Origin of the sequence: Idiomarina sp. UBA4520 (assembly GCF_002388365.1) — a bacterium.
GTDB classification, from domain to species: domain Bacteria; phylum Pseudomonadota; class Gammaproteobacteria; order Enterobacterales; family Alteromonadaceae; genus Idiomarina; species Idiomarina zobellii.
In genome coordinates this window covers 16,625-41,251 of the sequence record NZ_DGMK01000018.1, presented here as the reverse complement: position 1 = coordinate 41,251, position 24,627 = coordinate 16,625, and the positions used below count along the sequence as shown (strand labels likewise).

Sequence of the window (24,627 nt, the reverse complement as noted above, 5' to 3'; positions counted from 1 at the left end):
GTCCTGACGCGAGCTCTCGTTAAAGCGCCCGCAAGCGCTCTAAAAATTCCTTTTTAAAAGTGTTCTTGTGCTTCATTTTTATGTTGTACAAATAGAACTGGCCCGAGCCACCGAGATAAAATACTTTGTCAATTAAACGTGGCGGTACGTTAAGCTCCTCACTGAGCTGATAGACGTACTCAATTGCCGCTTGTGGAGAAACGGTTTCTTGCTCCTTAAGAGCGGCTACGGCAGAAATGACGTGAGTGTCGGGTTTTACAAACTCAGTATGTCCTAAGTCGGCTAAAAAGCTACCTGATAACGCGTCGCCATATTGATGAATATGTTTTTGAAATGCCTTTGCTAATTTTTTAGCGGCTTTTGCGTTACCGACCGTTGCGTCCATGTCAGCCCATAGCTTCTCTGGGTTAAAATTGTAGGCGTCGTTTAAATACACAAGCCCCGTGTAAATACCGGTCAAGACTTTGGCCCAGGCATCATCCATGCCCAGTTTATTGGCAACTACATTAGACGCCTGCCAATGTCCCCCTTTGAGTTTGGGTAGCATGGCAATTGCCGAACGATCAATGTCGTCATAGAGACCAGGGTTTTTATCAACAACCTTTTGCCAATGTTCAGCATAAGCATGAGCGTCAGTAAGCTTTGCAAAATCCATTTCTTGCTCAAAAGTCTTCATGACGCGAGGCGTTAAGGTTTGGTCGCTAGCGCCGCGCACCACATGACGCACATATTGACGATTTAAATGCGTACGGACCATAACGCGCACCATACCGAGTGGTGTTCGTGTGTTTTCAAAAGCGAGTTGCTGCTCAAGCTGATGATAATTTTCATTACTCAGTTGTTCCTGAATCCACTCCGGCGATGCCTGCAGAATAGGCATGGCGTAATGGTTGGGATTAAGGTGGCTTTTGACTATAAAGTCAGCTGCTCCAATGAGGTTTGGAGTATTCTTACGCAGACCTTGCTCGGTGTGCTTAATTAGCGTGGCAACTAAGTCATTATCGAATAGGCGATTATGGGTGGTGGTAAGCGTCATAATATTCTCCTTCATATTTAACGCTGACTATCCTGCCATACTAGTACGACAGAATGTGTCGCGGTAGGAGCGTGCTTATCAGTGCATTCGCTGTCTTTACACCAGCACCGATATTCTTTACTGTAACTGTATAGATTCTGCACACTAGGACGGTTAACAGTAATGGACTACGATTCGCTAAAGGCTCATCAGCGCAAGCATCGAGATACCTGGACCCAGGGCGCTAACTTGCGTATTCACCGCGCACTCAGTTGGTTACAGAAGGCTGAAATTGAGCGAGGAAATGGCGATACCGACGGCGAATTCGTGTTTTTATGGATTGCCTTTAATGCCGCCTATACCAGCAACTACGCCGCACAAAGTAGCGACACCGAACGCGAAATATACGGCCAGTTTTTTGAGCGTTTAGTTCAAAGCGATAGCGAAAATAGACTGTATAATTTGGTGTGGACTCATTATAACGGCGCCATTCGCTCTCTTATTAGCAACGAATTCGTATTCCAACCTTTCTGGGACAACATTAACTACGAAGACCGCGGTAATGACTGGGAAGATCGTTTTAATGCCGCTAAACGACGTGCTAATGAAGCACTTGGCCAGCAAGATACCGTAACTATTTTGAGCATTATCATGGATCGCTTGTACACCCTGAGAAACCAAATTCTGCACGGCGGGGCGACCTACGCTAGCAGCGTAAACCGAGACCAAGTAAAAGATGGCTGCAAACTCTTGGGTGCCGTTGTTCCGGTTATTATCGATTTAATGATGGCTAAAGGCACCGAAGTGTGGGGGAGTGCGGCTTATTATGTTGAGTAGCTTGCTCCTTTGGTGCGAGTTACTTTTGGCGATTACTCCAAATAAAGCCAAGCAAAAAACCGCCTACGTGGATTAACCCGGCTTTAGTCGTGAACAGCCAGCTAAGGATGAGAAAGGTTAGGGCCGTGCCGACATAGTTACCATTCGGTGAGACAAGTAGAGCAAGCACTAACATGGAAATAACTGTCAGCGGTCGGGTAAGGGCAAATTCAATCCACATTACGACGAAGCCGATGGCGATTAAACTGACAATTACTGTAAAAACGATGTCCATAAAGCACCTCCAACTTAATGTGAGGTTAAACTTTAATCTGCTACTACGACGCTACGTGTCGCACTTAGCGTTCACATTCGAAGTTAGTGAGTGAAATTAGAGATTGATAGTGCCAGAGGAAAGCGATGCAACTGAATGTCAAAACTAAAAACTACAAAGCGAATGAGATTTTTTCTTTTAGACAGGTTAAACCCATCCCAGGATTGCCTAGTTTTTTTAATCTACAGTTTTATTCGATAGTAAAAAATAAATCGGCATTTGTCGGTCCAGGCATCTATATTGTCTCCTTTGATGGTAAGCCCATCTATCTAGGAAAGTATATGGGGGTGAAGCACGCTCCGTTTGCAGGCAATGTTATAAACCTTCGCTGGAGCAAGCATATAGCCTCGTTAACGTTGAGAGGTAAGAGGCTCTCCGTATCTAAGCGAGCGCTCAAACAGTCGATTGATATGGCACCTAAAAGCGCGATAGTTAGAGCATTGGGGGGCACAGAAGAAAGCCTACTAAACGCAGATAGAGGTTGTCAAACAACCGCTCGGAGAATCAACTTCGCGTATGACAAGTGGGGTGACTTTTGTTCATTAGATAATACCACCTTAGAGCGTTTTAAATTTACCTATATACGTGTCGCAGAACCCGATGAGCCAGTGTCGACTAAAAAGATAAGACAGCTAGTATCTGCTGCTGAATCTGAACTACTGCAAGATTACTCGTTGCCCTGCAATACGGCAGAAAATAATGGGTCAGGTTTAACGAATGTTGATTTGGGATTATTAGTTAGAGATTGTGAACGACGTTTGAGTGAGTTGGTAGGTGATGATTTAGGAAAGAGCATTCAATTGCAGTCAGATGATGGTTTAGTTGATAAGGTTGATAGTCAAGAAGCAGTCATTAACCCATTTGAAGCAAAACTAGAAAGTACTGAGGAGTGGGCTTCAGAGTTTATTGATAAATTGATTTCACACTTCGAAGAGAAGGAGTGTGTTGAAATTCACTATACCAAAACAGGCAAGGGAGACTTGCGGTTGCGGGTTTTCTGGGAGGCTGAGAATAAGGTAGAACATCAAAATTTCGCCACGATTCAATGGCAGGATAGACATAAAACTTTTCTTATCAAGACTGAAGCTGCTGCCCGAGATGTAAAGAAACTTTCTTTGCAACTTATACGTGACCCTTTGCCGGCTAGATTAAAGCTTTCAAAAGATATTTATATGGAAAATAAAACAGATCTTATGGGGCTTTTCGAAAATGCGGCTATTTTAATTAAGGCAAGAAATGGCGGTATAACACTTTGAATTTTAATTCGACGGGGAGCCCAAACGATGGAACGTGTCATTCATTTTGATTATTTAGCTAATCAAGATCTTATTGAGCCAATGTTTAATTGTACCAATGGCGCAGTCGGTAGCGATACTATGGGCTGTTCAGCATTAATAGCGTGGCTTGAAGAACAGCTAGGTATTATAAAGTTTGAACCTGAACAGCGTTTGTTTGCGTTTTATCGCATACTCAGTAAGCACGCTAAGACGAATAAGGCAATTTGTCGCTCGTTTGAAAAAAATCCAATAGCAACTGCGCGAGTTGTAATGTCGTGGTTCGATGGTTTAACGCTTATTGGCTGGCGAGGTGAGGCTCTTAAGGATGAGAGGTTACAGCGGTTTGGCTTTTTAACCGATTTATACAACGAGGCCTGTGACACAATAGCTGGTAAAAGTGACGCTTTACGTATTGAGCAGTGTATTGAGCGGCTACAAGGCTGTCAGCTTCAGCTAAATCGATTAGTATTGGCTCAACCTAAATATTTACTTCCAAACATTTGGCAGCAACTCTTTTGTGCGCTGGTTGATAAAAATGTAGCGATGAAAGAGTTACCGCTAGCGGACTCTCAAGCGAGCAAGAAATCGAATGTTAAACTTATATCTGCAGGTGGAGTTATTGATGCTGCTGACATAGCCGCTCAGTATGTATCTCTAAATGGGAAAAGTGCCGACGATATATTGGTCGTTAGCGAATACGGTACAATAATTGATCAAGCTCTTGGTCAATACTCGCAGCCTTCCGCAGGCTTTAAAACGAAAGTTGATACTCGTTTAATTACTCAGATTGTTCCCGCAATGCTCAACACGCTGAGCGGCAGCTATTCCATCGAATGTCTGGTTACGCTGTTTAAGCATCCGTTGTGGCTGGGAAACCGAGCAGAGTCTAAAACTTTAGCAAATAAACTAGTTTCAAGTTTAGGTATCGGGAATGAAAAATGGGAAGAAGCCAAAACAGACGTGCTTCAGCAAAACCCTGAACTAAAAGAATGGTTAGCCGCCATAGAGGAGCCGGAGCCTAATGCCGAGCAAATTAAAAAAGCTGTTGAGGCTTTGCGTCTAAAGGCGCTAAAAGTTCAGCAACCGGTTTACCGCGAGTTTGCTCGTCAGTGCAACGTTATTCTTGATGTGCTGACAACGGCAACAACTGAATTTAGTCAAAACCAGTGGACAAAACTTTTAAAAGAGCTTGGCGTAGGGCAGATGCCTATGATGGAGCCGCTTGCACAAGTAGGACGCACTACGTCCTGTCATGGTGTTATGCGGCCGGGGCACTTATCAACGAGTCCTGATATTACCCTGTGGGTGGGACCTTATTCTTTACCCGGGTATACATTGCCCGACTGGTATCAACCTGAGTTTGATGCGCTGTCTGATAGCTACGATGTATTTTCTCGGGAACATGACCTTAAGTTGCAGCGCAATAGCTGGAATCAGTTTATTGAACAAACGAGCAAAGAGTTGCTTATTGTGGACTTTGACAATGAGGCGTTAACGCACCCCTTGTTTGACGAATTGTCAGTGCTACATAAGTTGACTCACGAGTCGTGGAGTGACTACTTAGCTACGCAAAACAGCAAAGCTGTTGTCAAAGACTATAACACTGAGTCTTTATACCCTTATGCCCGTGTCGGCCGTATTAACAAAGCACTGCCTATTGCCAGTGACATGTCGGCGTCTCGGTTAGAACGCTTGATATTTAAGCCGTCTGACTTTGTGCTGAATTACAGTACAAAACTACGTGACTATGACATTAAGCTACCTGCAGTTGATAACCGAGCCAGGGGGATATACGCGCATGCGTTATTCGAAGCCTATTTCACGGAAAATCCGACACCTGACAAATGGATAGATTTGGAAAGCTGGGAAGAACAGCATCACGAACGTGTTTTTAAACAGCGCGCGTTAGTGTTCTTAGAGCCCGGGGCACACTACGACTTGCAGTCAGTAAGAGAGCAAGCGATAAAAGCGTTAACGTCGCTGGTTAATACGTTTCTACAGTCGGGGGTTATTAAGGTTACGCCTGAATTAAGCGTTAAAAACTGGCCTCTAAACCTTGCTGGCAGGACATTTAAGGCAACAGGCAGTATTGACTTACTCCTGGAAAAAGAAGATGGCAATGTGATGGTGCTTGATGCTAAATGGTCTAACTCCGGAGACAAACATAAGGAAACTCTAGAGGGTGGCTGTGCGGTGCAGCTTTATACTTACGCTAGTATTTACGAGCAGAGTAAAAAGCGCTGGCCTGAAGTCGGTTACTTTATAATTAAAGATCAGGCCTTCTTGCTTCGCAATAACGACTTCCTACAGGGGCAAGGTGTTACTCAGGTGGACTTTAAATTCAGCTCAATAGCCGAGTCTTGGCAGACAACGAATGAGCTTGCGGCATGGCGCTTTGAACAATTGGAGCGTGGCGAAATAGAGTTAAATAACCCAGGCTGCGATGAAATAGCAGGTGTTACCTATCCTGAAGATGATGACTTGAAAGGCATTATATCGGCGTATAGAGAAGCAAATAGCGACAAAGAGCGAGTTGGCGACAAGTACTCAGACTACCGCTACTTATTGGGGTGGCCGAAGGCAACGGCAGAATAAAGGAGTAATAAGGCATGGACTTTAGCAAGATAGAGATGATTAACGCCGGTGCCGGCAGCGGAAAGACTTATAAAATTACAGAGCTGCTCTTTGATGCTGTAAATGATAAAGGCGTTAAGCCGTCTCAAATATTTGCTACTACCTTTACCAACAAAGCAGCAGCAGAACTAGTGCAGCGTGTGCGCGCTAAGTTTTTAGAAACAGTGGATGGCTCAGCGCGTGCGAAAGATAATGCGTTACTCATAAACGAAGCTCGTATTGGCACATTACACAGCTTGTGTGGCGAATACTTGAAGCGGTTTGCTTTTGACTTGGGGTTAAGCCCGGATGTAGAGGTGCTAGACGAAGTTGGTGCTGACAACTTGTTTCTCAACGCTATAGATGAGGAAGAGCCAGATAAAATAAAAGAATTAAGTCGCTTGGGTCGTAAACTGAGCATTACTGGTGACTCATCTCGTGACGATGGCCCCATAGACTATGTAAAAAAGATAGCTAGTGAAGCGACGGCTAATGGCATTGACGCGGTTGAGTTGCCGAGTATGGGAGAGCGTAGTTGGGCGCTCTACAACAAATTACTTGATGAAGCTTGCGGAAAAGTCGACAAGACTCTAACGGTAGGTCTTATAAATAGCGTAACGGGAGACTGTCTGGCTGACTTCTCAAGTATTGATGAAAAAACAAAAGAGCAGAAAAACTTTAAGGCCTTGCTACGGGATCTGAAAAATAAACGATGGTGCAGCAAATGGTCTCATTTAGAGTCTATAAAAGTTCCTTCGAAGGCCGCTGAACATTTTGAACCTTTTATAAATTTACAAACAAAACTGGGACAATTTGGTGCGTTTCGAGCTGATATTAAAGCTTTTATTCAGTTAGCGTATGAAGTGGCAGCTAATAGCCTGAGCCGATATCGAGAACTTAAAGACAACCGAGGTGTCCTCGATTTCAGTGACCTTGAACGCCAGTTTTTTGAGCTGTTGGATAATCCTGCAGTGCAAAAAATTGTAAAAGAAGAGCTTAAGTTGTTGCTGGTAGATGAATTTCAGGACACCAACCCTATGCAGCTGGCAATTTACTTAAAGCTCACCGAACTTGTTGATAAAGCTGTATTTGTAGGTGATTTAAAACAAGCTATTTACGGCTTCCGCGGCTCTGATCCTGAACTGATGATTGCACTCCAAAACGAATTAGAGAGCCAAGGTATAACAATCGATAAGCTCGAGACTTCTCGTCGGTCAACCAAAACTATTGTCGAGCACTGCAATGATACTTTTAACCCTGTCTTTGGTGAAGAACAAACCAAGCTTGAAGTTTGGGATAAGTTAAAGCGAAAGCCAAGCTGTGGAAATCCCGAACTGTTTAGCTTTTCGGTTAGCGGACGAAAGAAGGCGGCATATCAAGCATTCGCAAACAAATTGAAATTATTTGTTGCTAACAGACCATTAGTGCTTGACAAGCATACCGATATTGAGCGGCCAATGCGGTGGGACGACATTGGTATTCTGACGTATTCAAATGATGATGCGAAGGAATTGGCTAAAATATTAAACGAGGCAAAAATACCAGCTCAATGTGAACAGCCGGGGCTGTTAGATGAGCCCGAAGTGGTTTTAATACGTGCCTTTATGGCGTTAATTTCTGGCGATGACAATAAAATAGCTTATGCGGAAATAAGGAGTATTGTTAAAAACCAAGGTCTTGATGATTGGCTTGGTGAGTTGTTAGAAGACACAGAGAAACCAGGGCGGCTCCTAGATACTGGGCTCATGGAAAAAGTTGCTGGCATACGAAAGAAGACTGCACAACTATCGCCAACGGAATTGTTGACGGAAGCACTTAATAATTTTGCGATAGCTGAAACGGTTCGCCAATGGGATAACAATGAGTTTACCACTCAGCTTCGGCTGGCAAATATTGATGCGCTTTACAAGCTGGTAGAAGGTTATGAGCAAGAGGCTGTTTCTTACGGGTTGCCGGTGACAATGGAAGGGTTAAACCGCTATCTTGCACAAAAAGCATGGGACATGAAGGATATAAAAGGAATTTCTACTGGGCGCGCAGTATCTGTGTTGACCATACACAAATCAAAGGGACTTGAATGGCCATGCGTTATTTTGGAGTTCATGGAGAAATCCCCTAGGGATAGACTGTTTGGCGTGACGGCAAAAAATGATTCCGATAGTTTTTATATCGATAAGCCGCTTAAAGGGCGTTGGGTACAGTTTTTACCACGCTACAATGCAGCAAATGCGTCGACTAAGCTTGAGAAAAAAACGGTGAAAGCGTTTTTGCATGCAACTGAGTTCGGTAAAAAGCGAGCAGAAGAAACGCGCAATGAAAATCACCGCTTGCTTTATGTTGCTTTTACTAGAGCGAGAAATTATCTGTCTTTTATTGACACAGGAAAAGCGCCCGAAGATAGCTTCAAGCAATTACTGAGTGAGGATGCTTATAGTTTTAGTGACGTGAGTGAAAATTGGCCAATAGAGAATACTGTTGATGAAGACCTCCAGCTACCCTTTGTGCGGCATTGTGAACAAGAGCTTAAACCTCGATATATTCATCCTTCAGCGACTGATATTGGTGGGCCGGTAGAGGTAGATGAGTCATCGCAATATGGCGAGGCGTTGAGGTTAGCTGGCAGTTTGAATACCGCAAAACTAGGCGATGCACTTCATCAACTGATAGGCTTTATTGTGCTAAATACAGATAAAAACGTCGAACTGGTCGCCCGAAGACTCTTGGCTCCGTTCACATCTGATGAAGCCCAAATAAAGAAACTGGTAAATCAGGCACAGCAATTTGTTGCTTGCGTGAAAGAGCAGTTTAAACCTAAGAACGTTTGGGTCGAGATGCCGGTAACGGCTAAAAATGAGGCCAATCAGAGTATCAAAGGCAGTATCGACTTATTGCTGGAAACGGAAGCGGGTCTAGTGGTTATCGACCACAAATTGAAGGGAGCTAAAACGCCGGACAAACAACAAGAGCTTGCACGTTTTTACGGTGGACAACTTAAAACCTATAAAGAAGCGCTTGAACGAAATGGTTATTCTGTTCAAGCGCTGGTTTTAAATGCTTTTAGCAGTGGCACCTTAGTTAACGTTAAAGACCATTCTGCTTGCGATTCATGATGTACCAAATCATTTGCTCTTCATCTCCTTCTTTAAGTAGGTCAGGATTAACAGTTCCCACTCTCGACAAGAGGCTAAAGCCGTCAGAGTGTCCTAAGTCAACAGGGTAAGAAGTGCCTAAGTTTGGTAAGTCGTTATCTTCAAAATTATACCCTTCGAAGCTGTATTCGGTGATTGAGGGAATATTGGTTATAGGGTTATAAACAAAGGTTCCGTCCCCCTGGTTCAGAAATACCGCAAGTTCTTGTTGGCAGTTTTCTTCTGAGTTGCAGTAGCTGCCACCCTGAGTCACATCAACAATATCAAGAGTACCGTCTTTATCGAAATCCATAAGGTGTAACGAGCCCTCACCGGATACGTAGCCATGATGCTCTGATCCCAGACGCAGATCATTGTTTTCTAGCCTATCGGTTAACTCAACCAAGTTCTCTTGTTCGTCGAGCGCAAACATTCTAAGGACTCGACCATCGTAATAGGGGTCGCGCCGTGTTTGTGCTATGACTAACTCGTCGCCCGGGTAGTCCTCCGCCAGGTCGCCCATAATGGCATAGTTTGTATGGCTGTTGTCTGCCCCCCAATACTCCTCTGGAAACGGAATAATGGTCGGTTGATTCACCATGGTAAGAGATGCGCCACTGGACGCACTTAGAAGGAGTTGGTTGCGGTAAATGTTTATAGGTTCGGGAAACACCTGACGGTAATCAAACATCGCTAAGTCTGTGTGCCCGTCATCATTCATGTCTCCTAGGGCAGAAGCAAAAGGTTGGGACCATTGCTCATCGGCGGTGAAATAGGCGTCCGTTTTATCAGTAAACATACCATTTCCATCATTTAACAATACTGAAAGGCCGGTATAAATGTCCGGGTGACCGTCATTATTGATGTCACCTACAGACATATTGTGGCCTACTGAATAGCCGTCTTCGATACTCATATGTAAGTTCAGTTGATCAGATGCATCGACTAATTGCCCTTCACCATTACTTAGTAACAAAAGGGGAAGCTCTGGTGCATTTTGATGTTGCGAGCGTTCTTCGACCCATTCGTCTGTTACACGTGATAACGAACTGGCGATAATATCAGGCACACCGTCACCGTTAAAATCGGCTGACTTAATTCGGTAAGCAGAAAACCGATGAATATTTTCGTAGTCGGCAATGATACTATTATTAAGCTTCATCGTGCCGTCGCCATTATTTTCAAAAATCATTACCCGAGCAGGGTACTCAGTAATATCTCGTGGCAGTGTATGGGGGAAATAAACAATACTAACGGCTACATCGGTATGCCCATCGTCGTTAAAGTCACCTCTCACATAGTCGGCGTTACCTTCATAAAAGGCGTATGACTCACGGCAGTCTTCCGGCGTAGGGTAACAAACTGTTTGTGGTTCGCCATCTTGCGTAATGGTTTCCGCATAAATACCGATGTTTTCCAACCGCCAGCTATCGGTTTCTGTCGCAACCTCTTCCGCTAATCGGTAATCGTCGTAATTTTCAGCATATAACTGACGAGGGTCGTTATCGATATTTACAGTCACAGTTTGCTCATCAACGGTGTTTCCATCCTGAATGAGTTCTACTGTAAATTCAGTACTGACATCGTCGGTTACCTCAGGCAAGGTGACTGTTAACGACGTTCCCTCCAGCGTAAGCCCAAGCGCTGGAGACGATTCTTGAGAAATATTTAACTCAGCTTCCTCTCCAGGTGTCCAGGATATATCGATGGTTTCTGATTTGTTTTCGGTAGCGCTAATCGAAGGAAGCGTATCTAAAGCGACCAGGTCGGGCTCAGGGGCTTGTGTCCCCGAGTCATTTGATGCACTTGAACCTCCTCCGCAAGCGGTAAGAGTGCCTAAACTAATAGCTATCACATAATAGACTTTCGATTTTGACAGGGACATAAAACCTCCTTATTCGCTTTTCATCATAGCGCTACGTAAAGATTTATCAAACGCATCCTCTTCCGCCACTACCAACACATGTAGCCCCTGTGTGGATGGGTCGACCATGCGCAGCAGCACGCGGGTGTTGTTCAGGCGCTCTTTGACGAACTGCCGGCTGACCTCTTCAAAGCTTTTATCGCTACGGCGGTTAGTGCTGGTAGAGGTTAACGTGGCTTCGTTTTCCACAACTGTCTGAATGCGCCCGGCTAGTTTAACCAGCGCTCTGGCTTTCGCTTCTGACTCGCTACCTGACTCGGAATAACCAGTCTCGGTAACGGGATAATCGTCAATGGGGTAACCACAAATCCACTTGGGTGCTGCTGTTTGCCCGTCTTTAAAGGTGCAATCAGCGATATACTCGTTGTATAAAGCCTGATCTTTGGCGGTGGTGTCGAGGATGCTATTGCTGCTTGAACAGGCAGCGATGATGCTGACGCCGCATAGCATGAATAAGCTTTGGATTGTTTTCATATTGATACTCCTGTGTTTAAGAAACACGCGCTAAAAAACCGATGGTGTTTTTGTTTTTTCCACTTAACGCTTGCGTTAAATAACTCATGTCACTGTGCAAACGGCACTGGCGCAACGCTTTAATCAGTTGTTGAGGAGTTGCTTGTAGTTGCTCTGGTACGCGAACAGCGTTCAGATTGTTGGCCTTGGCAAATTCATCAGAAAAATTTTGCAGTAACTCTGAGGGCCAGCTTTGAAGCTGCAGTGACAGGTCAAATGCATTATTGACGACTGTGTACTCGCTAAGTGCTCTTGGTTCGCTAAGTGTCATAACTAGTGGGTAACGAAAGTCACGTATCTGTGTAGCTAACCAGCGCGAAAAACTATCTGGGTTTGGAACAATGCGCATGGCTGTTACTAGCAACTGGTCAACTTCATCTATCACAAGCATTTCTTGTTTAAAAGAAGCTTGCTCGAAAGCATTTTCTATAACTGAAAGAAAAACAGCCGGATCGCCAATTAGAAAGTCTTCGGCAGTATAAAAGCGAGTGCTGTGATTGCATTCGTAACATAGGTAGCGTGCTAGTGCTGTTTTACCGCTGCCATTGCTGCCAGTAATAAGTGTACGTACGTTTTGATTTTGCTGACACAAAGCAGAAAGCTGCTGTAAAGGAAGTTCTGAGTGAGCTTGACAGTGTTCGACTTTGAACGGACCGAGCTCATCGCTGTACCAACTTGGTGCGTTAGGAAAAGTCATATCCAACATTTGGTCAGCGCTTAAACTTCCATGATTGATACGGTCAGCTAATTGAGTCAGGCGTTCAATTGTTGCGGGCGTACTAATGCGCGCAGCAGCCAATTCGTGAATACGTTGTTCGCTAATACCATGTTTGGCGAACGCATTATTCATCATGCGTACACGCGAGCGATAGTTAAGCGTTGGCATATATAAGACGTAGTCAAAGCGACGCAGAAACGCGTCATCAAACTCATCGACACTGTTGCAAACCCAGTAGGTTGTAACAGTGCGCTTTTCCAGAGTTTGATTTATCCAGCCTTTACGTCGGTTTTCATTTTCGCGCTCATTTAAAACATCCTCTACTTCATCAAACAAAATGTGGCAGTTAGGTGCGTTGTTGAGCATGTTTGACATACGAGAGTATTCACCTAAGCGGTACGCACAGTTTTCTTGTTTACGGGTTGTGTCGTCTACAACAGCAACTTCGTATAAAGAAGCGTCGACAGAGGCCGCTAGTGCTTTAGCAAGTTCGGTTTTACCTGAACCTGGTTTACCAACAAACAGAACCGATAGTGGTTTTCCATCTTTATTCGTGGCATCAGCAACACAGTCCTTTAATAACTGTAATCGTTGGCCGATATGGTCAAAGTTATCAATGCTCAACTTGGCGGGAGAGCTTGGGGTAAGCAGTCCAGCCAGAATGTCATCGTCAACAGACTTGGCGGTAATAACACGAGCAAGCACGTCTTCTTGCATATAGAATCGCTCCATCGACTCCATATGGAAAGAGTAAGGTGCAGGGCCGGTTAGGTGCATCTGTACAATAGTTGACTGGTCACTGGTTAGTACAGAGAACTGCGCACGGTCAATACCGACAAGCTTACAAACTATATCGAGCTGCGATTCATTTGAAAAAGTCTTTTCAATGAACTCTCGCAGTGTGCCAATTAAGCGCGAGTGAGAGCTTAAAAACGCAAACACAAGAATACGGTACTCTTGCTCATTTAACTCTAGCTGGCGCTGCAGAGCTCTCACACCGACAATTTCAGGTATGCGAGGAGCCCAGTCGACGTTTTTGTCATCGCCAAATTTAACTAATTGTTCAAACAAGTCATTTGGGAAGTTATAAAGCTTGGTCAAATGACGGATACGCATCATTAGTTTTTCTTTGCTTTTCTCATTGCCGCTCAAATTAAAGGCACGGGCTAACCAGAAAAAGCTCAGCGGTGCGCACTTAGCTTCAAAGCTGTCGTGATCAACATTTTCAAAAGTGACTGGTAGCTGTGGCAGGGCAGGCGAAACAGTTAATGTTGCGTTCATATCTATCCTCTTTATTGACCGTGTGCTGAGGATACTACCGTGTGAGTGCGACAAAATATGACGCAGTGATTCTTTAATCTTGCATGACTTGATCGAATTAAGGAGCTTGTATGCGTTTGCTACAGTCGTTTTTTACTGTCTTTGTGGGCTTTGTGATTAGTGCGTGCTCTGTTAGTGGACCTGAGTATAACTATTGTTCAGTTGTTGATGTTGAAGACCCGAATTGGGTCATGGCGGACAGGGAGCGACGGTATTTAGTTAGCAAAATTGGTATACGTCACAGCCGTAAGGCTGAGAGAGATATTGTTCGTCTGGCTAAACAGTCATTGGCTGAGAATATATATAGTGATGTGCACTCTTATACTCACAGTAACTACACCACTGATACAAGGGGGGAGACAAGTTTAGTAACGAACCAGTTGGTCAATGTTGCCACTAACCTGCAGCTGAAAAATGTAAGAACTGACTTTCAAAAAGTAGGTGGGTGTCTTGCTGCTTGGGCAACTATTTCTCCGCAGAATGCCGAAATTGCGTTGGAGAAGTCTCATCCAATTAACAGGAAAGAGTACCGAGCATGGCAGCGCATTGAGAACTCTCAGAGTGTTAGTGATTATAAAAAGCATCTGGAAAAGTATCCCCGAGGTTTATACAGCGAGACAGCTAAAGCTCGTATTGATGTGCTGCGTAAGCATAAAAATAAACAAGCAATTAACGACAGCAATATATCTCCTCCTGCACGCATGTTTTGGCATTTACTCAATAACATTTTTTATTGAAGTGGGTGCGACAGCTAGTATAGGTTAAGGTTAATTTAAACAAACGAGGTGTTTATGAGTAAGAGCGAATCAAAAAGCTCAAAAGAGAGCAGAGAAACGCTTAAGCGAATTTACGCGATGTATGAGTTTCTGCACCGTCAAGATGCAACAGCTGTTGAAATTTGTCAGGAGTTGCAAAACAAAGGGTATTCAATAGATAAAAGAAGTGTTCAAAGAGATTTAACTGATTTCAACGGGGTGATGGGGCTTCATACTGTTTCGGAAGCCCGGGGACCTAAAGCAGCTGTTTGGAGTGTTGACCATATAGACTTTTTATCGCTTAAAGATAACAACTACGCAGCAGCGCTGGCTATTGTAATGGCAGAAAAACAATTGGCTGCCACAGCTCCGCCAGAAATTATGACTCAGTTAAATAAACCGTTCCTAAAAGCAAAAAAATTAATTGAGAGTGACCAAGGGGTTATAGGCCGTTGGTATCAAAAAGTTAAAGTTGCCAACCCCTCTCACTGGCTAAAAGCGCCTGTTCTTAACGAAGATATTTACACCACGGTTAAAGAAGCAGCACTCGAGAATTCAGTTTTAGAAATGAAATACAAAAAACATGGTGGTGATAAAACGTTTGAGCACTTAACCGTTACTGCCAAAGCTATATTTTTTAGAGGTAATGTCGCTTATTTAGTTGCTTATCAACCAGCTTCTGAAGAAGAAAAGAGCAAGTTTCGCCGCTTTCCAATTTCGCGGATTATTCAGGTAAAAAGACGAAACTTCGAGGAGCCAAAAGGACCGAGCGAATTCGATATTAACGACGAACAAAACAGACACATGTTCGAATATCGATATGGTGAGCCGTTTACGTTGGAGTTAAAGGTTTTTAAAGCTGTGCAGCGCGAAGTTGAAGATGCTCACTTAGGCGATAATCAGGTAATGAAAGATATTCCCGGTAATGAGAACTTTAAGCTTCTTAAAGCTGACGTTCCTTATAATCTGAACTTAATACAGTGGCTGCTGGCACGCGCTCCGTACTTAAAAGTTGTTGGTCCGCCTGAGTTTAAAACTAAGTTTGAAGAGGAAGTTAAAAGGGCATATTACAACGCAGTAAATGATGAGCCAGATGTGCCTAAGGATAAAAATTTTAAAGTAGAAGACGCAAAATCTATTAGTGCGACTTAACTTGTCGTGCTTTGTTGGTATCTTTCACCTCGTAACTTAGTAACGAAAAAGGATGCTTATGAACGACTTTGCCTCTCTAGCTAATCAGTCACAAACTGGAATGGGAACTGTTTTTTCACGCCACCCGAAACTTGATTTAGGTCCCGAACAAGGTTGGCACGACGTTGAGTGCGTTATACCGGCTGATTACGATGGGAGTTTCGATGTTGACGGTTATGAGTACCACGTTAATTATTTACTCAGCCTAGATGATGAAGTTGAGTTTCTTACTATTGATCAAACGATTGAAGCTCCAGAGTTTTCCCTGGAGGTTTCATATCATAATGGGACTGAGTATGTTTCGGTAAGCTCCTCAGGAGCAGAGGCAAAAGTCTCGACCAGCTATGATAAAGATAACCGTATTCAGACAATTGAAGTTAAATGCGACGGAAAAACACGTAAATTCAAGCGTGACACCGAATATGCAGACGGTGTAGCCCCCATCTTTTTTCCAGAAAATCACTAGTTAAATATGAAGTGAACGTTTGTGCGCGTTGCTTTTAGTCGTGTGTTTTGCGGCTCTTTTGAGCCGCTTTTTTATTTCCGATATGGACTAACTTTGCTGTGCGACGTGTCGTAAATTGAAACCAGAAGCTACTCCGTCAATTATCCTTCTCTTCTTGGTTCTGAAACAATTTGACAACGCACAGGGAGGGTATCAAAATGATAGCTATCATTTTGATAGTTTTCGGCGGGTAAGATAAATCACCACTGTCAGTTCTTGTTACTGTTTGGGTTCATTAGGGGGTTATATGTATCATTACACTGAAAGCGGACTGCCGAATGTTTTTCTCAAAAATGGTTACACTGCTGCGATTATCGGTGGCGAAGAATGCACAAGCATTGAGGATATTGACGGCTTACACCAAGCGATAGCTGAAAGCATTATTGCTAATAAAAAGTCACTGTCTAAAAGCGAGTTTAAATTTTTACGAGTAGAGCTTAATCTCTCACAAAAAGTACTTGGGAAACGGTTTGGCGTAAGCGAGCAAACTATTGCACGATATGAAAAAGGGCAATCGGTTATTCCTAGAACAACAGATGCAGCTCTGCGCTCTTTGTATGCTGAGAGTCGATATAAGAATAACCCTGTTAGCTACTTTTTAGACTTATTAGCTGATGTTGAAGCCCGACAAGCGGAAGAAAAAATATTGCTGCAAGAAATACATAATCATTGGGAGAGGGTAGGCTAGGTGCTTTTCTCCAAAGAGGAATATGCAGTCGTAAGAGAGTATGCGCATCCGTTACTATGACTTGATACGAATGCGCACTTCGCTCTGGTAATGGCTACAGCTTAACCAACAACTTCCCTTTATTATCACCACTAAAGAACAGGTTCAGACCGTCGATGGCGGACTCTAGGCCTTCCAACGTGTGCGCACGGTATTTGATTTTGCCGCTCATGACATACGGGGTGAGTTTTTCCAATAGGCTAGGCACTTCGTGGAAGTGGTCCGGCATGGTGAATCCCTGAATCGTTAAGCGCTTTTTAATAATCGGGATCCAGCTTGGGCCGGGCGCTGGTTCGGCTTTGTCGTAGTCGGCTATCATGCCGCACACTACAATACGGCCGTGGGCATTCATGTGCTGCATTACATGATGCTGAATAGGGCCGCCGGTGTTCTCAAAGTACAAATCAACGCCGTCAGGCGTTAGCTCTTTCAGCTTGGTATCTAAGTCGTCAGTTTTGTAGTTTATAGCGCCGTCAAAACCTAATTCGTTGGTTATCCATTCGGCTTTTTCGTCGCTGCCGACCACGCCAATTACCCGCAAGCCGTCAGCTTTAGCCAGCTGCCCGACAATGGACCCCACCGAGCCAGCTGCACCGGTGACTACAAGGGTTTCACCAGATTTAGGTTTGCCGACGTTAAATAAACCTTGTGTGGCGGTTAAGCCAGGTAGGGCAAAAACGGATAACACCATTTCGTCGGGCACGTCGGCCTGTACTTTATTAATGCCTTGACCGTCGCTTAGCGCGTATTGTTGCCAGCCCATCATGCCCATTACACGGTCGCCTTTGGAAAAATCCGCGTGCTTGCTTTCCACCACTTCACCAACGCCCGAGCTGCGCATGACGGTATTCAGCTCGACCGGTGGAATGTAACTTTCGGTATCGGGACTCATCCAGCCAAACATGGCTGGGTCTAACGACATGTGGGTTTGCTTAATTAAAAACTGACCGTCGTTAACTGTTGGTAGCTCTTTTTCAACCACCTCAAAAATATCCGCATTGACCGGCCCCGGATTCGGGCGCTTAACCAAGTTAATCGCTTTGTAAGTTGTCATATTGTTCCTTATTACGTCTTTATTATGTGCCGTTAGCATAACGCTGTGGTTTGTATACGTAAAAGGAAAATAAACAGGTGTTTGAATTTATTGAGCTCTGTTTAGAAAAAATGATTTAGTAAGAAAACTCTTACATTGCTCGAGGCTACTACTGTTCGTTTGAATAGAAACGTTAAAAATTAATTAAAAAGAAGCGTGATGTTAAAGCTTAGAAAAGTGGTGCGTCCTAGTAGACTCGAACTACCGACCTCTGCCATGTCAAGGCAGCGCTCTAACCAACTGAGCTAAGGACGCACATTTTTGAGGTATGTCGTGAAGACGGGCGGTATATTAGTTATTTGCGGCCGCTCGTGCAAGTCATTTTTTGCAAAAAGTGACTGTTTGTCGAATTTCTAGTCAGGCGCAGGTGTGAAGTTACACGCGCTGTAAAAACGCTGCCAGGGCCGAACAAAGTGAACGGTGGCATCGGTCAACACTTTGCTGAGCTTACCAAGCTCTGCAATATAGTCCTTCAGCGCTGGCTGTGGCGCTATTCCCTGAAGGTTTTCCAGTGTCATTAACAGGCGCTGATGTTGCTCAATAACTTCTGCAATGTCGCCCTGCATTTCTTTAATGTATATGTTGTTAAATGAGTCTCTTAACTGTTCCGCTTTTTGGGGGACGCTGCCATTAGGGCAGTGCAGGGCCTCTGGAATTTCCGGTAACTGATCACGCATGGCATCCAGTTTGTGGGCGTAGTCCAGCATGGTTCTGAATAAGTCGGGTAAATAGTTACTGCGCTCAAGTCGCCCCAGCATTTTTATCATTTCGGACGGGTCATCCGCTTCTTTCGTATAGTTCCAACGCTCCAAAATGCGGGTGAAACGCTCCAGAGCATTAACAGCGTAGTTATATTCGGTAACATGAATTTTCGGCAGAGAATTGTTGCCAACGGACAAGGCTCTGCGAAGGCCGTCTTCAAACGCAAAGGCATTGGCCAGGCTGGCGTTTAATTGCGACTTTTTGTGCGCTAGTGCTTCTTCTAGTTGCGTTTTTACGTTAGCGGACTCAGGGTGTTTAATGCAGTCTTCCAACGCTTGTATCATGGTTAAGTCTGCATGGTATTTACTGAAGCCGTCTTTTAACTTGCCTAGCGAGCTGTTGTTTTCCGCAATTTCCTGACCCAGCCGACAATGATTCAGACGCATACTGTCCATAAAGCCGAGGCTGGTGCGTTCAACGTCACGCTTTAACTCACTTTTTGCAGGATACTGCAGCACTGGCTTCTCTGGAGTGATGGAGCGGGCCGGTAACTCAAGTGTGTCATGCACGTTGCTGTGCAGTTTGTCCGCGTACTCGGTTAACCCGGGGTCGTCAGAGCAAGCGACCATTCCCAGTGCGCTAAAGGCAATGAGTGCATAGCCAACGGGCTTAAAAATAAGTACACTTCGAGTCATTTCTCCGGTTCCTTGTCACACGGGTGGTTCATGTTTACAGGTATTGTACAAACACAAGCTACGATATTTTCGGTCTCTGACCAAGCTTCTTTTCGACATATTGTGGTCGAAACTGAACCTAAATTTTTAAAAGACTTAGCCATTGGTGCCAGTATCGCTATTAACGGCTGTTGTTTAACGGTCGTTGAATTCAGTGACACGCAGGTGCATTTTGATGTTATCGATGAAACCCTGCGTTTAACGAATTTAGGCAAGTTGAAAGAAGGTGACAAGGTTAACTTTGAGCGGTCACTGAAAGTTGGTGATGAAATTGGCGGCCATGGTGTATCGGGACATATTCATTGTTCAGGTAAAGTAACTGACGTGGAATTGTTGGAAAATAACTGTGCTATGTGGATTCAAATACCAGAAAAGCATAGCCGTTACCTGTTCGATAAGGGCTTTATAAGCGTTAATGGCGCCAGTTTGACCATTGGCCAGGTTAAGGGAAATTGTTTTTCACTGCACCTTATTCCGGAAACGTTGCGCATTACCAACTTAGGTGAGTGCGAAGTGGGCTCAGAAGTCAACATTGAGCTTGACCAGCAAACCATTACAACGGTCGATACGGTTGAGCGTGTTCTGGCGAAGCGTCAGTAAAACTGCTCGTCATTGCCGTCGACTTTAATACGCGCCTGTTGGTTGATTTCGTCGACCTGTAATTGCACGTGAATGAGATCACCACAGGCGGAGCACTCTTCCTGGTAGTCCTGGTTTCCCTCGGAAGCATCAATATCTAAAAAGGTATTGTGGCCGCAATGCGGACATTTCACTGGCACACTTTTTAGGTTCTCTTCGTTCATAAATAGCCCCTTCGCTTGAAAAATTAAGCTTATTGTAAGTATGGCTTAAATAGCTTAATACGCCAGTTAAGTTGCTCTAAATGGCTTGCTGTTTTATAGTACGGGGCTTGCGTTCGATGGTACCGAACGCACCAAATTTCAATAAATAGAGCATGTGGCACTTGGTAGGTGTCACCACTGGATAGGAAGGAAGTTTCATGCCTGTAATTACTCTCCCTGACGGAAGTCAACGCGAATTTGATAAACCGGTTTCAATCATGGATATCGCTATGGATATCGGGCCTGGTCTGGCGAAAGCGACTGTTGCTGGTCGCATCGACGGTGAGTTGGCCGACGCCTGCGATATGATTGAACACGACGCCAAAGTAGAGATTGTCACACCGAAAGACGATGACGGCGTGCATATTATTCGTCACTCGTGCGCGCATTTAATGGGTCATGCGGTTAAGCAGCTGTGGCCAGACGCGAAAATGGCGATTGGTCCGGTTATCGACAACGGTTTTTACTATGATATCGACGTTGACCATACTTTCACCGACGAAGATTTAGAGAAAATTGAAAAGCGGATGAAGGAGTTGGCGAAAACCAACTACCAGGTCATTAAAAAGAATGTCAGCTGGAAAGAGGCGCGTGAAACCTTCGTAGATCGTCACGAACCCTACAAAATTGAGATTTTAGACGAGAACATTCCAACCGACTCGCGTCCGGCGCTTTATCATCACGAAGAATACATTGATATGTGCCGTGGCCCGCATGTGCCTAGCATGAAGTTCTGCGAGCATTTTAAAGTGATGAAAATGGCGGGTGCGTATTGGCGCGGCAACTCTGACAATAAAATGTTGCAGCGTATTTACGGCACTGCCTGGGCAGACAAAAAACAATTAAAAGCTTATTTGAAACGCTTGGAAGAAGCCGAAAAACGCGACCACCGTAAAATTGGTAAGAATCAGGATCTATTTCACTGGCAGGAAGAAGCGCCAGGTATGGTGTTCTGGCATCACAATGGTTGGACTATATTCCGTGAACTCGAAGACTTTGTGCGCGAGAAACTGCGTGAGTACGACTATCAAGAAGTAAAAGGTCCAATGATGATGGACCGTGTGTTGTGGGAAAAGTCGGGTCACTGGGAGAAATTCTCTGATTTGATGTTCACAACCGCTTCAGAAAACCGTGAATATGCCGTTAAGCCCATGAACTGCCCGGGACACGTGCAAATCTTTAACCAGGGGCTTAAGTCATACCGCGATTTACCGTTGCGCATGGCAGAGTTTGGTTCGTGCCATCGAAATGAACCTTCGGGGGCATTGCATGGTCTGATGCGTGTACGTGGCTTTACTCAGGATGACGCGCATGTTTTCTGTACTGAAGACCAAGTTCAGCCTGAGGTTGCAGCCTGTATCAAAATGGTTTACGAGACCTATGAAACTTTTGGTTTCGACAAAATCGACGTAAAACTGTCAACGCGTCCTGAAAAGCGTTTAGGCGACGATGCAACCTGGGATCGCAGTGAAAAAGCCTTGGCCGACGCACTGAAAGCGCACGATATCGACTTTGAATACCTGCCAGGCGAGGGCGCATTCTACGGTCCGAAAATTGAATTTACTTTGTTCGATTGCTTAGGCCGTGCGTGGCAGTGCGGGACGATTCAGCTGGACTTTGCACTACCAGGCCGCTTAGGAGCGACCTACGTGGGTGAAGACAACGAGCGTCATACTCCGGTGATGATTCACCGTGCTATTCTGGGCTCGCTGGAACGCTTTATGGGTATTCTTATTGAAGAATACGCCGGACATTTCCCGGTTTGGTTAGCACCGACACAGGTTGTTTTGATGAATATCACCGATAATCAGAGCGATTATGTGAAAAAGGTGGTAAAATCACTGAATAAAAAGGGAATTCGTGCCACGGCTGACTTGAGAAATGAGAAGATTGGCTTTAAAATCCGTGAGCATACTCTTAAACGAGTTCCTTATTTGCTGGTTGTCGGCGACAAAGAAGTCGAAGCTGGCGAGGTTGCGGTTCGTACTCGTAGCGGTGAAGACCTGGGTAAACTGGCTCTGGAAGACTTCATTGCAAAAATTGAAGACGAAGTACGTACACGCAAAATTTAATAATTAGTTGGAGGAATAAACCATTAAAGGCGGAAAAAGAACTCAAAAAGCTGCAGATAAAAACCGTATCAACGACCAAATTACCGGCGTTGATGAAGTTCGCTTAATCGGAACCGATGGTGAACAAGCTGGTGTCGTCAGTATTAACGAGGCTCTTGATGCAGCAGCAGAAGCTGGTGTTGATTTGGTGGAAATGAGCCCTAACGCGGAGCCACCTGTCTGCCGCTTAATGGATTACGGCAAGTTCCTCTTCGAGAAGAGTAAAGAACAGAAAGAGCAAAAGAAAAAGCAGAAACAGATTCAGGTTAAGGAAGTTAAATTCCGACCTGGCACAGATGAGGGCGACTACCAGGTAAAACTGCGCAACCTGCGTCGCTTCCTCGAGGGAGGTGACAAAACTAAAGTCACTATCCGTTTCCGTGGCCGGGAAATGGCACACCAAGAGTTGGGTATTGAATTGCTAAACCGTGTTAAAGCGGACTTAGAAGAAATCTCAACTGTTGAGTCGTTCCCTAAAAGGGCCGAAGGTCGCCAGATGATTATGGTTCTGGCACCGGTTAAGAAGTGATCGTGGTTTACAAGTAGGCAGCTTGCTGTCTCACCCTTTCACACTTTCAATCAACAATGCGGAGTTTAATTTCATGCCAAAAATGAAATCAAACAAAGGCGCTTCTAAGCGCTTCAAAAAGACTGCTTCAGGCGGTTATAAGTGCAAGCAATCTCACTTGCGTCACATTCTGACTAAGAAAACTCCTAAGCGTAAGCGTCAGCTGCGTGCTAAGAGCATGGTCCATGAAGCGGACATTAAATTAGTCGATCGTATGTTACCGTACGCATAAGGGGAGATTAGCAAATGGCACGAGTAAAACGTGGTGTAATCGCGAGAGCGCGTCACAAGAAAGTCCTGAAGCAGGCGAAAGGTTATTATGGTGCCCGTAGTCGCGTTTATCGCGTTGCGGTACAGGCAGTCACTAAAGCTGGTCAATATGCATACCGTGACCGTCGCAACAAGAAACGTCAATTCCGTCAATTATGGATTGTGCGTATCAACGCTGCGGCACGTCAAAACGGTCTGTCTTACAGCCGCTTTATCAACGGCCTTAAGAAAGCATCAGTAGAAATCGATCGCAAGATCCTTGCTGATATCGCAGTTCACGATCAAAACGGCTTTGCTGCTTTGGTTGAGAAAGCGAAAGGCGCACTGTAAACAACGACTTTTTAAGTTCGTTTAAACAGATTTCAAAGGGAGCCATTAGGCTCCCTTTTTTGATCGTTTTTCTGATAGAATAACGCCTTTAAAAATCACGCTATAAAAGCCTATTGTCAGTGTTGAGGGAAACAATGCAATTAGAGGAAATCGTCGCACAAGCCGAAACGGCCATCGCCAATGCGGATAACCCGCAAGCGTTGGATGACGTTCGTGTTCAATACATGGGAAAGAAAGGCCAATTAACAGAGCTGTTAAAAGGCTTAGGAAAACTTGACCCGTCAGAGCGTCGCGAAGCCGGCCAAAAAATTAACGAAGCTAAGCAACAGGTTCAAACCAGCATCAATGCACGCAAAGAGTTGCTAAAAGCCGAAGAGCTAAAAGCCAAGCTAGAAGCAGAGCGTATTGATGTCACATTGCCTGGACGTAACTCTGCGGTTGGTGGTGTCCACCCGGTTACGCAGACTATTCGCCGTATTGAACAGTTCTTTGGTGATTTGGGCTTTAGTGTTAAAGAAGGTCCTGAAGTGGAAGACGGTTTCCATAACTTCGATGCATTGAACATTCCGGCGAACCATCCGGCTCGTGCAGACCACGATACCTTCTATTTTACTCCCTCAACGATGCTGCGTACTCAGACTTCGGGTGTTCAAATTCGTACTATGGAAGTGGAAAAGCCACCATTGCGTATTATTTCGCCTGGTCGCGTTTATCGTAACGACTACGATCAGACCCACACCCCAATGTTTCATCAGGTCGAAGGCTTGATGGTAGACACTGACGTATCCTTTACGCAGTTAAAAGGCATTTTAGAAGATTTCCTGACTCACTTTTTTGAAGAGTCATTGCAAGTGCGTTTCCGTCCGTCGTACTTCCCATTTACAGAGCCTTCAGCAGAAGTGGATGTCATGGGTAAAGACGGTAAATGGTTAGAAGTACTGGGCTGCGGCATGGTGCATCCTAACGTGTTGAAAGCGGTTGGCATTGACCCGGAAAAATACACCGGCTTTGCCTTTGGTATGGGCGTTGAGCGCCTAACCATGTTGCGCTACGGCGTAACCGACCTGCGCGCGTTTTTCGAAAACGACTTACGTTTCTTAAAACAATTCAACTAATCCAGAATTCAGAAGGCATTTGCAGC

23 protein-coding genes and 1 tRNA gene are annotated in these 24,627 nt (G+C 44.7%); 14 read left to right on the top strand and 10 right to left on the bottom strand.

Annotated features, from left to right (window positions below):
- Positions 1-19: 19 nt before the first annotated feature.
- Positions 20-1,036, bottom strand: coding sequence for a hypothetical protein (locus tag B3850_RS08220; protein WP_286873804.1), 1,017 nt, complete (start codon positions 1,034-1,036; stop codon positions 20-22).
- A 162-nt stretch (positions 1,037-1,198) separates the two neighbouring features.
- Here B3850_RS08220 and B3850_RS08215 point away from each other — a divergent pair, with 162 nt between their 5' ends.
- Entirely contained in the window at positions 1,199-1,852 is a 654-nt protein-coding gene (locus B3850_RS08215) for a HEPN domain-containing protein (protein WP_286873801.1), read from the top strand.
- 19 nt (positions 1,853-1,871) lie between these two features.
- Here the strand turns inward: B3850_RS08215 and B3850_RS08210 are convergent, their stop codons facing one another.
- Complete coding sequence (locus B3850_RS08210) at positions 1,872-2,126, bottom strand: hypothetical protein (RefSeq protein ID WP_286873799.1); 255 nt, start codon at positions 2,124-2,126, stop codon at positions 1,872-1,874.
- Positions 2,127-2,251: 125 nt separating this feature from the next.
- Between B3850_RS08210 and B3850_RS08205 the strand changes: the two genes are divergently transcribed.
- Genes B3850_RS08205 through B3850_RS08195 form a run of 3 tightly spaced genes read left to right on the top strand, consistent with a single transcriptional unit; the run spans position 2,252 to position 9,165 of the window.
- Positions 2,252-3,421, top strand: a complete 1,170-nt coding sequence (locus tag B3850_RS08205; RefSeq protein ID WP_286873796.1) for a hypothetical protein — start codon at positions 2,252-2,254, stop codon at positions 3,419-3,421.
- A gap of 27 nt (positions 3,422-3,448) precedes the next feature.
- Complete coding sequence (locus B3850_RS08200) at positions 3,449-6,037, top strand: PD-(D/E)XK nuclease family protein (protein ID WP_286873794.1); 2,589 nt, start codon at positions 3,449-3,451, stop codon at positions 6,035-6,037.
- Between the two features lie 14 nt (positions 6,038-6,051).
- Complete coding sequence (locus B3850_RS08195; protein ID WP_286911623.1) at positions 6,052-9,165, top strand: UvrD-helicase domain-containing protein; 3,114 nt, start codon at positions 6,052-6,054, stop codon at positions 9,163-9,165.
- On the opposite strand, the gene B3850_RS08190 is transcribed toward B3850_RS08195, so the two are convergent.
- The 3 genes from B3850_RS08190 to B3850_RS08180 are packed head-to-tail and all read right to left on the bottom strand — an operon-like array spanning position 9,137 to position 13,619.
- Complete coding sequence (locus B3850_RS08190; RefSeq protein WP_286911622.1) at positions 9,137-11,068, bottom strand: FG-GAP repeat domain-containing protein; 1,932 nt, start codon at positions 11,066-11,068, stop codon at positions 9,137-9,139. The genes B3850_RS08195 and B3850_RS08190 overlap by 29 nt on opposite strands.
- A 9-nt stretch (positions 11,069-11,077) precedes the next feature.
- Positions 11,078-11,581, bottom strand: coding sequence for a hypothetical protein (locus tag B3850_RS08185; protein WP_286873780.1), 504 nt, complete (start codon positions 11,579-11,581; stop codon positions 11,078-11,080).
- Between the two features lie 16 nt (positions 11,582-11,597).
- Complete coding sequence (locus B3850_RS08180) at positions 11,598-13,619, bottom strand: AAA family ATPase (RefSeq protein WP_286911621.1); 2,022 nt, start codon at positions 13,617-13,619, stop codon at positions 11,598-11,600.
- 110 nt (positions 13,620-13,729) lie between these two features.
- On the opposite strand from B3850_RS08180, the gene B3850_RS08175 reads away from it, so the two are divergent.
- From B3850_RS08175 to B3850_RS08160, 4 genes are all read left to right on the top strand, one after another.
- The gene (locus B3850_RS08175) at positions 13,730-14,395 is read left to right on the top strand and encodes a hypothetical protein (RefSeq protein WP_286875355.1); all 666 of its coding nucleotides are present in this window, start codon (positions 13,730-13,732) and stop codon (positions 14,393-14,395) included.
- Between the two features lie 54 nt (positions 14,396-14,449).
- Positions 14,450-15,565: a helix-turn-helix transcriptional regulator gene (locus tag B3850_RS08170; protein ID WP_286875356.1), complete on the top strand. Its 1,116-nt coding sequence runs from the start codon at positions 14,450-14,452 to the stop codon at positions 15,563-15,565.
- Positions 15,566-15,623: 58 nt separating this feature from the next.
- Positions 15,624-16,070: a hypothetical protein gene (locus B3850_RS08165; RefSeq protein WP_286875358.1), complete on the top strand. Its 447-nt coding sequence runs from the start codon at positions 15,624-15,626 to the stop codon at positions 16,068-16,070.
- A 286-nt stretch (positions 16,071-16,356) separates the two neighbouring features.
- On the top strand, positions 16,357-16,797 hold the full coding sequence (locus B3850_RS08160) for a helix-turn-helix domain-containing protein (protein WP_286911620.1): 441 nt from the start codon (positions 16,357-16,359) through the stop codon (positions 16,795-16,797).
- A 94-nt stretch (positions 16,798-16,891) separates the two neighbouring features.
- Here the strand turns inward: B3850_RS08160 and B3850_RS08155 are convergent, their stop codons facing one another.
- The 3 genes from B3850_RS08155 to B3850_RS08145 all read right to left on the bottom strand — a co-directional run bounded on the left by B3850_RS08155 (position 16,892) and on the right by B3850_RS08145 (position 19,326).
- Positions 16,892-17,890: an NADP-dependent oxidoreductase gene (locus tag B3850_RS08155; RefSeq protein WP_286875362.1), complete on the bottom strand. Its 999-nt coding sequence runs from the start codon at positions 17,888-17,890 to the stop codon at positions 16,892-16,894.
- Positions 17,891-18,107: 217 nt separating this feature from the next.
- Positions 18,108-18,184: transfer RNA gene (locus B3850_RS08150), tRNA-Val, on the bottom strand.
- A gap of 98 nt (positions 18,185-18,282) precedes the next feature.
- The gene (locus B3850_RS08145; RefSeq protein WP_286875363.1) at positions 18,283-19,326 is read right to left on the bottom strand and encodes a DUF3080 domain-containing protein; all 1,044 of its coding nucleotides are present in this window, start codon (positions 19,324-19,326) and stop codon (positions 18,283-18,285) included.
- A gap of 30 nt (positions 19,327-19,356) precedes the next feature.
- Between B3850_RS08145 and B3850_RS08140 the strand changes: the two genes are divergently transcribed.
- Positions 19,357-19,965: a riboflavin synthase subunit alpha gene (locus tag B3850_RS08140; protein ID WP_286875365.1), complete on the top strand. Its 609-nt coding sequence runs from the start codon at positions 19,357-19,359 to the stop codon at positions 19,963-19,965.
- Here B3850_RS08140 and B3850_RS08135 read toward each other — a convergent pair.
- Together B3850_RS08135 and B3850_RS08130 are read right to left on the bottom strand one after the other, a co-directional pair.
- Positions 19,959-20,168, bottom strand: a complete 210-nt coding sequence (locus B3850_RS08135) for a CPXCG motif-containing cysteine-rich protein (RefSeq protein WP_053953839.1) — start codon at positions 20,166-20,168, stop codon at positions 19,959-19,961. The genes B3850_RS08140 and B3850_RS08135 overlap by 7 nt on opposite strands.
- A gap of 76 nt (positions 20,169-20,244) precedes the next feature.
- The gene (locus B3850_RS08130; RefSeq protein ID WP_286911619.1) at positions 20,245-20,367 is read right to left on the bottom strand and encodes a hypothetical protein; all 123 of its coding nucleotides are present in this window, start codon (positions 20,365-20,367) and stop codon (positions 20,245-20,247) included.
- Between B3850_RS08130 and thrS the strand changes: the two genes are divergently transcribed.
- The 5 genes from thrS (at position 20,366) to pheS (ending at position 24,601) form a co-directional block, all read left to right on the top strand.
- Positions 20,366-22,279 carry a threonine--tRNA ligase gene (gene thrS / locus B3850_RS08125; protein WP_286911618.1) on the top strand — a complete coding sequence of 638 codons (1,914 nt, stop codon included), beginning with the start codon at positions 20,366-20,368 and terminating at the stop codon, positions 22,277-22,279. The genes B3850_RS08130 and thrS overlap by 2 nt on opposite strands.
- 22 nt (positions 22,280-22,301) lie before the next feature.
- The gene (infC, locus tag B3850_RS08120; protein ID WP_129496489.1) at positions 22,302-22,847 is read left to right on the top strand and encodes a translation initiation factor IF-3; all 546 of its coding nucleotides are present in this window, start codon (positions 22,302-22,304) and stop codon (positions 22,845-22,847) included.
- 73 nt (positions 22,848-22,920) lie between these two features.
- The gene (gene rpmI / locus B3850_RS08115) at positions 22,921-23,118 is read left to right on the top strand and encodes a 50S ribosomal protein L35 (protein WP_053953836.1); all 198 of its coding nucleotides are present in this window, start codon (positions 22,921-22,923) and stop codon (positions 23,116-23,118) included.
- Between the two features lie 14 nt (positions 23,119-23,132).
- Positions 23,133-23,486, top strand: coding sequence for a 50S ribosomal protein L20 (gene rplT / locus B3850_RS08110; RefSeq protein ID WP_053953835.1), 354 nt, complete (start codon positions 23,133-23,135; stop codon positions 23,484-23,486).
- 134 nt (positions 23,487-23,620) lie between these two features.
- Positions 23,621-24,601, top strand: a complete 981-nt coding sequence (gene pheS, locus B3850_RS08105; protein WP_286911617.1) for a phenylalanine--tRNA ligase subunit alpha — start codon at positions 23,621-23,623, stop codon at positions 24,599-24,601.
- The last annotated feature ends 26 nt before the right edge of the window (positions 24,602-24,627 follow it).

Coding starts and splice junctions, on each gene's coding strand:
- B3850_RS08180 (WP_286911621.1), bottom strand. CDS start 13,619: ATGAACGCAACATTAACTGTTTCGCCTGCCCTGCCACAGCTACCAGTC.
- pheS (WP_286911617.1), top strand. CDS start 23,621: ATGCAATTAGAGGAAATCGTCGCACAAGCCGAAACGGCCATCGCCAAT.
- B3850_RS08205 (WP_286873796.1), top strand. CDS start 2,252: ATGCAACTGAATGTCAAAACTAAAAACTACAAAGCGAATGAGATTTTT.
- B3850_RS08160 (WP_286911620.1), top strand. CDS start 16,357: ATGTATCATTACACTGAAAGCGGACTGCCGAATGTTTTTCTCAAAAAT.
- B3850_RS08145 (WP_286875363.1), bottom strand. CDS start 19,326: ATGACTCGAAGTGTACTTATTTTTAAGCCCGTTGGCTATGCACTCATT.
- rpmI (WP_053953836.1), top strand. CDS start 22,921: ATGCCAAAAATGAAATCAAACAAAGGCGCTTCTAAGCGCTTCAAAAAG.
- B3850_RS08215 (WP_286873801.1), top strand. CDS start 1,199: ATGGACTACGATTCGCTAAAGGCTCATCAGCGCAAGCATCGAGATACC.
- B3850_RS08155 (WP_286875362.1), bottom strand. CDS start 17,890: ATGACAACTTACAAAGCGATTAACTTGGTTAAGCGCCCGAATCCGGGG.
- B3850_RS08210 (WP_286873799.1), bottom strand. CDS start 2,126: ATGGACATCGTTTTTACAGTAATTGTCAGTTTAATCGCCATCGGCTTC.
- B3850_RS08140 (WP_286875365.1), top strand. CDS start 19,357: ATGTTTACAGGTATTGTACAAACACAAGCTACGATATTTTCGGTCTCT.
- B3850_RS08185 (WP_286873780.1), bottom strand. CDS start 11,581: ATGAAAACAATCCAAAGCTTATTCATGCTATGCGGCGTCAGCATCATC.
- thrS (WP_286911618.1), top strand. CDS start 20,366: ATGCCTGTAATTACTCTCCCTGACGGAAGTCAACGCGAATTTGATAAA.
- B3850_RS08195 (WP_286911623.1), top strand. CDS start 6,052: ATGGACTTTAGCAAGATAGAGATGATTAACGCCGGTGCCGGCAGCGGA.
- B3850_RS08165 (WP_286875358.1), top strand. CDS start 15,624: ATGAACGACTTTGCCTCTCTAGCTAATCAGTCACAAACTGGAATGGGA.
- B3850_RS08175 (WP_286875355.1), top strand. CDS start 13,730: ATGCGTTTGCTACAGTCGTTTTTTACTGTCTTTGTGGGCTTTGTGATT.
- B3850_RS08200 (WP_286873794.1), top strand. CDS start 3,449: ATGGAACGTGTCATTCATTTTGATTATTTAGCTAATCAAGATCTTATT.
- B3850_RS08135 (WP_053953839.1), bottom strand. CDS start 20,168: ATGAACGAAGAGAACCTAAAAAGTGTGCCAGTGAAATGTCCGCATTGC.
- B3850_RS08170 (WP_286875356.1), top strand. CDS start 14,450: ATGAGTAAGAGCGAATCAAAAAGCTCAAAAGAGAGCAGAGAAACGCTT.
- B3850_RS08220 (WP_286873804.1), bottom strand. CDS start 1,036: ATGACGCTTACCACCACCCATAATCGCCTATTCGATAATGACTTAGTT.
- B3850_RS08130 (WP_286911619.1), bottom strand. CDS start 20,367: ATGAAACTTCCTTCCTATCCAGTGGTGACACCTACCAAGTGCCACATG.
- rplT (WP_053953835.1), top strand. CDS start 23,133: ATGGCACGAGTAAAACGTGGTGTAATCGCGAGAGCGCGTCACAAGAAA.
- B3850_RS08190 (WP_286911622.1), bottom strand. CDS start 11,068: ATGTCCCTGTCAAAATCGAAAGTCTATTATGTGATAGCTATTAGTTTA.